This is a genomic window from Lactiplantibacillus sp. C232, assembly GCF_023806725.1.
GTDB lineage: Bacteria > Bacillota > Bacilli > Lactobacillales > Lactobacillaceae > Lactiplantibacillus > Lactiplantibacillus plantarum.
The window spans coordinates 1-8,197 of sequence record NZ_JAMSKZ010000031.1 but is presented as its reverse complement, the minus strand read 5'-3'; the positions used below and the strand labels follow the sequence as shown (position 1 = coordinate 8,197).

Below are 8,197 nucleotides of genomic sequence, written 5' to 3'. Positions count from 1 at the left end.
ACTTTATTTATCGAATTCAAATTGAGTTCAAAATCAAAATCGAAAAAAAGAACCCAATTCGTAAATGAATTGGATTCTAAATATAACTTCATCAACACCGGTTGACAGAGACCCTTTTTAAACGGTGCGATGCATACTTCGTTCGATGACTAATAAAATGACGAACCAAACGACTGAACCGATGACTGCCCAACGGTTGACTTGATCAAAGCACAAGACGACCGTCACCGCGATAAAGAAGGCCAAGGTCGCGATGTTGGTAACAGGGAACAGGGGCAGTTTAAACGGATTATGCGTACTGTCAGTGGTTCGTTTGTAAACGTAATGGCACACCAACAAGGCACACCAAACAATGATGAAGTTGGTTGTTGCCACGTTAGAGATCAACGTGAAGACGGTACTTGGAATCACGTAATTCAACGCCACGATCACCAGTAAGATCAATGATGAGAATAACAATGAGCGGGCGGGAACGTTGTAACGATTGACCTTTCCCATCCATTTCGGCGCGTTGTCACCGTGCGCAAGTGTAAATAGTGTTCGACTCGTACTGAAGATGGCACTATTACAAGCCGAGAGCGCCGCGGTCAGAACCACGAAGTTGATAATGCTGGCCGCGGCTTTGATCCCAACGTCGCTGAAAACTTGCACAAAGGGTGACTGACTGGTCGTGATCTGATCCCAAGGATAAATTGCCATGATCACGAATAAAGCGCCCACGTAGAAGAATGAGATTCGAATGGGTAAGCTATTGATGGCCCGTGGTAATTCTTTTTCTGGGTTTTCGGCTTCCCCAGCTGTAATTCCGACCATTTCGATGCCTGTAAACGCAAAGATAACGAGCGAAAATGACATCAAGAAGCCCTGGACGCCTGTTGGGAAGAAGCCCCCGTGACTGACCAAATTTGTCACCGAGACCGTTTGCCCACCGACATGGGCCGATGAACCAATCAAGATAGCCCCCGTCACGATCAAAGCAATGATAGCCACCACTTTAATCATCGAAAACCAATATTCTAGTTCGCCAAACGCACTGACGGAGAGCATATTGAATACTAATAAAATCAAAATAATTATTAAGGGTGTCACCCACTGCGGGATCCACGGAAACCAGTAACGAATGTAGATACCACTAGCAGTCAAGTCAGCCATAGCTAAACTGATCCAGCAGAGCCAATAGGTCCACCCAATGGCAAACTCGAAACGTTTACCTAAATATCGATTAATGAATTCTAGAAACGAATGTAAACGCGTATCCGACAATAATAGCTCGCCCAGTGCTCGCATCATCAAGTAACAGAAGAAACCGCCAATGGCATAAGCCAACAAGATCGACGGCCCCGCCTGTTTGATTGCTGAACCGGAGCCTAAAAAGAGCCCGGTTCCAATCGCGCCACCAAGCGCAATCATCTGCACGTGACGGCGTTTTAGTTTACGGGCAAGTTGCTGATTTTCCATATGACCTCAACTTTCCTTTAATCCAATTTGATAATAATTTTCATAAAAATACAGATTTTTTCACGTCCATTCATTTTATGATAAAATAATCCGCCGTGCAACTTTTGCCACCGAAGGCAACCGTAAAAAACGGGTTTTAATTGCCATGCAGGATTTTTTCTGGTATCTTTAATTACTTTGATTATTACTGGAATACCAGTCATTAGAGCTAAAGGAGTTTACTTATGCCAACTAAAACAACTGATACTTTCTGGAAACGATTCTTCAAGGGCGTCGTCATCGCCCTCGGCTTTATTTTACCGGGCGTCTCAGGTGGGGTTCTCGCCGCCATTCTCGGTATTTACGAGCGACTATTGGGCTTTATGGCCCACTTCCGTCGTAACTTTAAACGGGACTTCTGGTACTTTGTCCCCGTCGGATTAGGAGGCATCGTCGGGATTGCCCTGCTTTCCGCCCCGCTGGAATACTTACTTGCACACGCTCAGGTGATCGTTCTCTGGGGGTTCGCAGGGGCCATCATCGGGACCTTACCAGCCCTGATGAAAACTGCAACTAGTCGGGCGCCACGTGACTGGCTCGACGGAGTTTGGTTCTTCGGGACCTTCATTATTAGTGCCGGTCTACTTTACTTTATGAGTGAGCTGTTTGGGACCTTGCCCGCTAACTTTGGTGGTTTCATCGTTGCGGGAGCGCTGATTGCCTTGGGCGTCTTAGTGCCGGGACTGAGTCCTTCCAACTTGCTACTTATTTTAGGCCTTTTCACACCCATGCTGACGGGCTTTAAAAGACTAGATATCGTAGGCGTCTACTTACCGATCGCCATCGGTGGCATCCTGGCGATGGCGTTGTTCTCGAAGTTGATGGATCACCTATTAGTGAAGTTTCATTCCCGAGTCTACCATTTCATATTAGGTATTGTTCTGGCTAGTACCATGCTGATATTGATTCCGAATCCATATGCGGCTGAGAGTATTTCATATGCGCATGCCACACTCAGTACCTACCTATTCAGCGCCATAGCTCTTGCTGTGGGAATCGCGCTGGGGTACTGGATGAGTGCTTTAGAAAGTAAATATAAATAGTGCCACTGACCGTTGGCAATCTTGACGAGTGCCGTTGTGCGGTCACGGTTAACCAAAAAACTGAGCGTCGGAATGTGAAAATTCCAGGCGCTCAGTTTTTTTGGTTAACTACTCAATCAGCCACCTTAACTTTGATTGCGACGTCGCCGCGGCTGCAATCGTCGTAATTCATTGACTTGTGCTTGAATCTCACCTAACATTTGTGTTTGCATTTTCTGGATTTCAAGCATGTTTGGTTCATCTTGTTGAATTAAATGATCGACTTTCGAGTGCAGGACCCGGATCTCCTCTTCAGACATCGAGTTCACTTTAAAATCATTGGCCGCTTGTAGCCGATCATACTCAGCTGCCCGATTCTGACTCATCATGATCAATGGTGCCTGGATTGCTGCGACCATACTTAAAAATAAATTTAATAAAATAAAGGGATAAGGGTCAAAATGATGGCTAAAAATTGGTAAGACGTTGAGCAACATCCACACGAGCATCACCACGACAAACGAAATGATAAACGCCCAGCTCCCCCCGAACCGTGCGACCCCATCCGCGACCCGTTGACCAAATGTCAATGAACTTTCCAGCTCGCTATTAACATCGACGACCCGATACGTGTGGTTAGCGAGAATCTTAGATAATTGCGCATTGACCTTATCATTTTGTTGATAATCGTTCTCGATCATCGCATCCATCTTTGCTAAGCGATAATGTACGAGATGCTCACTACAAATGAAACTGCTATTATGGGCCTGCGGAAAATCTTTTAAAATCATTTGCCGCAAACTAGTTTCCAATTCTTCTAATCGCATACCGTCCACAACTTGGTAACGTTGTTGATCGACAATGCACACTGCTGTTTTCGCCATTAGACACACACCTTTCTCTGATCCCGGTGTGAGAATTACGTGAACAACGCGGCCTCCTTGATTAGCAACCGGAACCTGACATCGCAAAACCACACCTCACACCATCTATTTAATTATACAAATTTAAGGCGCATCTGCCCAGTTAAAGACCACCAATCAAAAAGCGATTATTCGCCGACCTGAAGTGACGAGTTTCCTCGTATTCAGCTCATTGAATAATCGCTGCGTTCAGACGGAGAGTTCGTCCATCAACATCATGGTCTGATACTGACCATCGTCTAAGACTGCCACCGTCTCGGGAAACTCCCGTTGGTAATTGACTGGTAAATCGAATTCCATGATGGCATCGTGCTGCGCATCAAAGGCCACGGTGACTTGCCCATTACGTGCGATCAGGGCAAATTGCAGGACCCGTGGCAGGCGAACGACTCCCTTTAGATTTTGATCAATAATATCCCAAATGCCATCAATCACCGCGCTCGGTAGCTTGGCGGCTAACCCTAGCGTTGCAAACCGTTCTTCATCTTGATCAAACATGCTAATCACCTCATTACTCAATTCGGCTTAGTTATCACGAACAATCACTGCGACCTCTTTTTCAATCCGAATAAACAAGCCTTGTGAATCCTGTCGAAAATCATTTTCTAACGTGGCAGACAGCGGTTTAATGCGGCCAACGACGGTGCCAGTTGTCCCATAGAGTTCGATAGTCTGACCATCTGCAGCCCACTTAACTGTCCAGTAACTACCTTCTAAGGCCTCATCGACGAAGTACTGAGTTCCCGCCAGCACAGCTTCATTAATCACGCTACTTTCATCCGCAGTCATTCCCGCGTCTAATTCCCACTTAAGTTTTTGATTAACTTCCAACATGTCTCCTGGAATCAAATTTTGCATGATTATTCCTCCACTTTTGTTCATTTACTTAACATCATACCACAATCACAACTAATATCAGGCATTCAAACTTATCGGTATCAGTTGTCAGTCAGAAATTGATATGGTATTGTTATGATAAGAAAATGAGATTATTAGAAAGTGGTGAATGACGTGTTGGCTAAATTTTTAGCTTGGATTAACCTTAAGCGCACAATTTTTGCAGTTATGGTTATGTCAGGGGCGCAGTCTGCGCTTTTTCCAAGTTGAATGACCACTAGCCATTGCGAAGTCACGAGCAGCTGACGACAATGGGTCGTCTTTTTTTGTCCGCTCGTGGCCGCTAAAGGAGTCCAATATGTTATCACCACTTACCCGTCGTAACCTAACCCTCAGTTATGGTTATGCGGCCTGTGCTTTTTTTGGTATCAACACCCTCTGGGTGATCTTTTTACAGCAACAAGGCCTATCACTCGTTGAGATAGGGCTATGCGAAAGTGTTTTTCATCTGACTAGTTTTCTCTCAGAAGTTCCCTCCGGCGTTATCGCCGACCGCTTTGGTTATCGGCCTGTCCTGATCATTAGCCGCCTGATGGCTATCGGACACGCCCTCATCATGTTGACGGCTCACAGTCTCGGCTGGTTTCTCCTAGCATTCATCCTACAAGCCTGGGCGTATAATCTCCAGTCTGGTACGATTGAAGCGGCACAATATGACAATCTCGTCAATACTCAGGCCACGCAACATTATCCACGCGTCACGACGATTCTCAACACGACAATCGAAGTGGCCGATACGTTGGGTGTCGTGTTGGCTGGCTGGTTAATGCCCCAGCATCTTTCAGTGACGTACTGGGTCTATTTAGCGGCAGCGCTCATTGCCATTCTGGCAATCAGTGGACTGCGCGTTCCCCAGCGCCAGTTGACCAAGACTCATTCAGCACAACCGTCGTTACGAACGATCCTTCGTGCTGCCGCGCATCTGTTAGTGACTCAACGTCGTTTACGGCTTTTAATGATCTTTGACGCGCTCTTTTCGGCACTCGGAACAACTTATTACTATTACTTTCAAACAGTGATGACTGCTCAGCACTTTAGTGGGAGACTAATCACGACGATCCTCATTGCGAGTATGGCCCTCAATATTGTGGCGATCCAACTGACACCTTGGCTACAGCGACATCAAACCCAACATCAGTTACTTTACGGGCTCTGCCTAAGCATGATTATGGCCCTACTTAGCGCATTTAGTCACGCCATCGGTCTACTGGTCCTCATCTATTTAGTCATCAATAGTTTGATGGCACTGATTGAGCCACTGTTTTCCAACTACTACAATCAGCTGATTCCAAACGGGCAACGGGCAACCCTACTGAGCGTTGCCAGCATGGTCTTTAGTTTAGCGATGATCAGCGCTTTTCCTCTGATTGGCTGGTTAATTCAACGGGTGGGGTTTGCCGTTACTTTCGGTAGCTGTGGCCTGCTGACATTGATCGCCTTGCTGAGTCTTTACGGCTATGCCCGGCGAAGGGCCGTCCAGCATTGAAAACCATAACTAATCACTGACATTACTGCTGAGAGATGTTCCCCCACGACTTGACCGGTTGCTTTTGACCACCCCGCAACCAGATACTAATCGCAATTGCGTCACCATTAATCATACACGTGAACGGTAAAGTGAAGGCCCCCGAGAATCGAAAGGATTCCTGGGGGCCTTTTCCGTCGTTTGGGGCTGTTCGGCCTATTAGCTAGTTTGAGTGAGCCAGATTCGATCGTTCAAAATGTTGCCGAATTTCCTCAGCGATGGCGCGCATTCGCTTTGGCGTATCTGCTTGTGCCAGCCGATAGCCGATATAGTATGGTGAGACATTAAATAGTGGGACCACTTTGGCAACAATCTGGTCATCCCGCGGATAGAAAAATAGGTTATAACTATCACACTGCCCATGAAAATACGTATTTAGCGTATACTGGACGACCTGTTGCACAGCATCGGCTAACGGTGCAATCGCGGTAGCTGGAGCAGCAACGTTGATTTCGACAAATCCCATGATAGGCCGATCAGAAACAGTCACTTGGACCTGATCGACCGCCAACACTGAATACCCAGTCAAATTGGCTGCTGTCACGTTAGCGTAACCATCGGCGGCCATTAAACCAACGATTTGCATGTGTGGATGCCGTAAACTTCCACCCGAGTGTGGGCCAAAATTTTTATAGCACAACACCGATTTGAACCGACCACTCGCAATTGTGGCTTGCCAGTGCTTCAGAGCAAACGCGAAGACAGCGCGGTTTTGTGCGGATGAGTAAGTAGCAATATCGCCATCATGGCGGGCCGCCTCGATCACGATCGTTTGCCAGGTAGCTTGCAAGGTTGGAAATTTATTCAATAGCCAGATACGATCTGCATCTTGCGCGATAATATCAGTCAACTGGCCCGGATCGCAAAAAGGACAGGCATTGTGCGGGTGCCGGATATTTTCTGGCTTATCCTTCGCAATGGCCGTATCAAAGATTAGTGGCTGGATTGGCAAGGTTCCTCAACTTCTTTCATAAAATAAGAAAACGGGTCCGACACACTAATCAGGTGCCGACCCGTTTGCCGCTTATACGCATTAGTTCATTGGTTCTGGTGTATCAGCGCCCGGACCAAATTGGACATCCGCCATCGTGATCCAAACAACAAATTCCGTTGATGCTAACCGCCAGTACTGCGGGTCCGACGCCGCCGGTAGTGATTGTTCAAAGAGCGCAATAGCCAACGCGTTAGCCGCATTGTCCGCAGCAACTTGGACACTCGCCCCAAAGGTCTGGGCGGCAGGAACGTCTGGAAAACGGACATCCCAGTAGGTGCCTTCATCACGAAAAATGGCTGGATACTTAACTTCCACATAATTGTGATTCAATTTTATCACTCACTTCTTACAATCATTTTAAGGCTATTATACCGAAAACGGTCGCAAAAGCCCAGCTCAAACATCATGATTGCAATTAAAATTAATCAGCTTTTGACACGTGGTACGAGCCATTACTATCCGTCGTGACCTTATAGTTCCCACTGATCGAGTTTTCACCATAGTCCTTCGCGTCATCTAAATTATCGTATGTCGAGCCGGAGTGACTGCTACTGCTGCTCTTCTCAGTACTCGTTGATGACGTCTCACTCTTAGATGAGCTGCTAGCTGTTGAAGTACTGTGAGAGGTGGCACTACTGGTGGTCGTTTGATGACTGGCCGTCGTGCTATGCGAACTAGCTGTCGTATTGCCAGCGGTCGTATTAGTGGCAGTTGAACTGCTATACGCACCCGTCGTTTCTGTCCCATCTGTGCTAGTGTCGGCATCCGTACTTGCAGCCGTCGTTTCGCTAGTACTTTCACTACTTGAGCTTGAATGCTTCTTCTTTTTCTTCGATGAGCTAGATGATTTCTTCGAAGATGATTTTTTGCGCGCCTTGCTGCTACTTGAGGAACTCGTGGTTTCGACTAAGTCTTGGTTGCTAGCTGCTTTGACAAAGTAAACGACTGTTCCACCGAGCGCAATCACGATTAAAGCCAATAGCCATAACGAAACGTGATGTTTTTTTTGCGGTGACTTAGGTGCTTGCGGTTTCTTTGGATCGTTCGGTTCCTTAGGTGCATGGGATCCCTGTGAACTCGCCTTACGTCCCCGCTTGCCACCCGTAGCCTCTCGCGCTTTCAAGCGTGACATGCGCGTCTGTTTTTGTTCAGGCATTAACTATCGCACTTCCTTTCTTGCTTCCGCCAGTTTACCATATTTTGGCGGGCTTGTCTTAATGCTTGGCAGATTGTAAAATTTAAGTTGAACATTTAAGTGGACAGAAAAACCCATCAAGGTCTTTAATGGTGTTACCACACAATCCATTAGAAAGAAGGACCTTGATGAGCACCACTATTT

General features: G+C 46.7%; 9 protein-coding genes. 2 read left to right on the top strand and 7 right to left on the bottom strand.

Annotated elements, in window-relative coordinates; all coding sequences use genetic code 11:
• Positions 1 to 117: 117 nt before the first annotated feature.
• The gene (locus MZO41_RS16225; RefSeq protein ID WP_013355540.1) at positions 118 to 1,458 is read right to left on the bottom strand and encodes an amino acid permease; all 1,341 of its coding nucleotides are present in this window, start codon (positions 1,456 to 1,458) and stop codon (positions 118 to 120) included.
• 224 nt (positions 1,459 to 1,682) lie between these two features.
• Here MZO41_RS16225 and MZO41_RS16220 point away from each other — a divergent pair, with 224 nt between their 5' ends.
• The gene (locus tag MZO41_RS16220; protein ID WP_003640533.1) at positions 1,683 to 2,540 is read left to right on the top strand and encodes a DUF368 domain-containing protein; all 858 of its coding nucleotides are present in this window, start codon (positions 1,683 to 1,685) and stop codon (positions 2,538 to 2,540) included.
• 125 nt (positions 2,541 to 2,665) lie between these two features.
• On the opposite strand, the gene MZO41_RS16215 is transcribed toward MZO41_RS16220, so the two are convergent.
• The 3 genes from MZO41_RS16215 to MZO41_RS16205 all read right to left on the bottom strand — a co-directional run bounded on the left by MZO41_RS16215 (position 2,666) and on the right by MZO41_RS16205 (position 4,300).
• Positions 2,666 to 3,403 carry a DUF1003 domain-containing protein gene (locus MZO41_RS16215; RefSeq protein WP_003645047.1) on the bottom strand — a complete coding sequence of 246 codons (738 nt, stop codon included), beginning with the start codon at positions 3,401 to 3,403 and terminating at the stop codon, positions 2,666 to 2,668.
• 228 nt (positions 3,404 to 3,631) lie between these two features.
• Positions 3,632 to 3,940, bottom strand: coding sequence for a DUF960 domain-containing protein (locus tag MZO41_RS16210; protein WP_003640531.1), 309 nt, complete (start codon positions 3,938 to 3,940; stop codon positions 3,632 to 3,634).
• Between the two features lie 27 nt (positions 3,941 to 3,967).
• The gene (locus tag MZO41_RS16205) at positions 3,968 to 4,300 is read right to left on the bottom strand and encodes a hypothetical protein (RefSeq protein WP_003644404.1); all 333 of its coding nucleotides are present in this window, start codon (positions 4,298 to 4,300) and stop codon (positions 3,968 to 3,970) included.
• A 337-nt stretch (positions 4,301 to 4,637) separates the two neighbouring features.
• Here MZO41_RS16205 and MZO41_RS16200 point away from each other — a divergent pair, with 337 nt between their 5' ends.
• Positions 4,638 to 5,825 carry an MFS transporter gene (locus MZO41_RS16200; protein ID WP_013355537.1) on the top strand — a complete coding sequence of 396 codons (1,188 nt, stop codon included), beginning with the start codon at positions 4,638 to 4,640 and terminating at the stop codon, positions 5,823 to 5,825.
• Positions 5,826 to 6,027: 202 nt separating this feature from the next.
• Here the strand turns inward: MZO41_RS16200 and MZO41_RS16195 are convergent, their stop codons facing one another.
• The 3 genes from MZO41_RS16195 to MZO41_RS16185 form a co-directional block, all read right to left on the bottom strand.
• Positions 6,028 to 6,816, bottom strand: coding sequence for a DUF4931 domain-containing protein (locus MZO41_RS16195; protein WP_013355536.1), 789 nt, complete (start codon positions 6,814 to 6,816; stop codon positions 6,028 to 6,030).
• 81 nt (positions 6,817 to 6,897) lie between these two features.
• Positions 6,898 to 7,188 carry an RNA-binding protein gene (locus tag MZO41_RS16190; RefSeq protein ID WP_013355535.1) on the bottom strand — a complete coding sequence of 97 codons (291 nt, stop codon included), beginning with the start codon at positions 7,186 to 7,188 and terminating at the stop codon, positions 6,898 to 6,900.
• A 91-nt stretch (positions 7,189 to 7,279) separates the two neighbouring features.
• Positions 7,280 to 8,014 (bottom strand): hypothetical protein, encoded by a 735-nt coding sequence (locus MZO41_RS16185; RefSeq protein ID WP_003640526.1) that lies wholly within the window; start codon positions 8,012 to 8,014, stop codon positions 7,280 to 7,282.
• Positions 8,015 to 8,197 lie beyond the last annotated feature (183 nt).

Excerpts from the sequence above, each read along its gene's own strand:
- MZO41_RS16225 (WP_013355540.1), bottom strand. The coding sequence starts at position 1,458 with ATGGAAAATCAGCAACTTGCCCGTAAACTAAAACGCCGTCACGTGCAG.
- MZO41_RS16220 (WP_003640533.1), top strand. The coding sequence starts at position 1,683 with ATGCCAACTAAAACAACTGATACTTTCTGGAAACGATTCTTCAAGGGC.
- MZO41_RS16215 (WP_003645047.1), bottom strand. The coding sequence starts at position 3,403 with ATGGCGAAAACAGCAGTGTGCATTGTCGATCAACAACGTTACCAAGTT.
- MZO41_RS16210 (WP_003640531.1), bottom strand. The coding sequence starts at position 3,940 with ATGTTTGATCAAGATGAAGAACGGTTTGCAACGCTAGGGTTAGCCGCC.
- MZO41_RS16205 (WP_003644404.1), bottom strand. The coding sequence starts at position 4,300 with ATGCAAAATTTGATTCCAGGAGACATGTTGGAAGTTAATCAAAAACTT.
- MZO41_RS16200 (WP_013355537.1), top strand. The coding sequence starts at position 4,638 with ATGTTATCACCACTTACCCGTCGTAACCTAACCCTCAGTTATGGTTAT.
- MZO41_RS16185 (WP_003640526.1), bottom strand. The coding sequence starts at position 8,014 with ATGCCTGAACAAAAACAGACGCGCATGTCACGCTTGAAAGCGCGAGAG.